General features: G+C 47.4%; 1 protein-coding gene and 1 tRNA gene. One reads left to right on the forward strand and one right to left on the reverse strand.

Features of this window, described 5'->3' with window-relative positions:
* Nucleotides 1–302 precede the first annotated feature (302 nt).
* Nucleotides 303–776, forward strand: a complete 474-nt coding sequence (locus Bealeia2_RS10425) for a GNAT family N-acetyltransferase (RefSeq protein WP_331256848.1) — start codon at nucleotides 303–305, stop codon at nucleotides 774–776.
* A gap of 1 nt (nucleotide 777) precedes the next feature.
* Here the strand turns inward: Bealeia2_RS10425 and Bealeia2_RS10430 are convergent.
* Nucleotides 778–851 (reverse strand) — tRNA-Gln (locus Bealeia2_RS10430).
* Nucleotides 852–1095: the final 244 nt, after the last annotated feature.

Here is a 1095-nt window from a genome sequence, read left to right on the forward strand (position 1 = left end):
TTCCTAATGCCACGATTAGGTTACGATCTGATCCGCGCGACAGTCAACACAAAAAATCACGACACTCGAAAAAAAGTGAGAGAAACAGAGCCTTTGCGGGATGTCGAATGGCCAAAATCCTGTGTGAGAACGAGTCAAAACGCCAGAGTTTTCTCAAAACCTGTCAAGCCCAAATGCTCTGTCGTCTCAAAGATTTTTCTCAATTTTCCGCAGCCTCTTGACGGAGTGCCTCAAAACTGATGAGACTGATGACTCTGCAACAGGGTCGGATCTCAGGAATGCCCATAAAAAAACAGCCGCAAATGTTTAAGGTGAAGTCGTTTGACGAACTGACGGCGTTTGAGTGTTACGACATCTTCAAGTTGCGGCAAGACACCTTCATTTGTGAGCACAACCATATCTTTTCCGACATCTCGGAATTGGACAAGGGCGCCCATCACGTTCTGTATTATGAGCAAGAACGACTGGCCGCCTACATGCGGATTCTCTTTGAAGACGAAGGCAGCCTTCTTTTAACACGTTTTGTCGTGCACAAGGCAGAACGCAAGACGGGCCTGTCTCATGTGTTCTTTTCTCGCGTCTTGAATTATTTACGCGACACATATCCCAAAAGTCCGATTCATCTTTATGCCCACGAGAAGTTGTCTGACTTTTATAGGGAGAGAGGTTTTATGAAGTGCGAGAAGAAATTCTTTGAGACGGATCCGCGAGAGTACTTTCACTTTCGCTTCCAAATATCGACACCTCAAGAGACAGTTGATGCGCGTATCGGATAAGTGGCTGGGAGACCTGGATTCGAACCAAGGTCGTCCGGTCCAGAGCCGGAAGTTCTACCGCTAAACTATCTCCCAAAAAGCCAGTGACTGTTTGAGTATAGAGGACAAGAGGAGTGGTGGCGAGAGCTGGATTTGAGCCCGCGACCTCCGGGTTATGAGCCCGACGGGCTACCAGGCTGTCCTACCTCGCGACAAGGTGTCTTTGAGAAACGCAGGCAAAGGAGAGGCCACTATGAGGTGTTAGCATAGGGATGATTTGACCATCTCTCAAAGACGAGATGATTCTTTCTTAAAATTTGCACAACCGTCAATAAGAAAT

Source organism: Candidatus Bealeia paramacronuclearis (genome assembly GCF_035607555.1).
Taxonomy (GTDB): Bacteria; Pseudomonadota; Alphaproteobacteria; order UBA9655; family UBA9655; genus Bealeia; species Bealeia paramacronuclearis.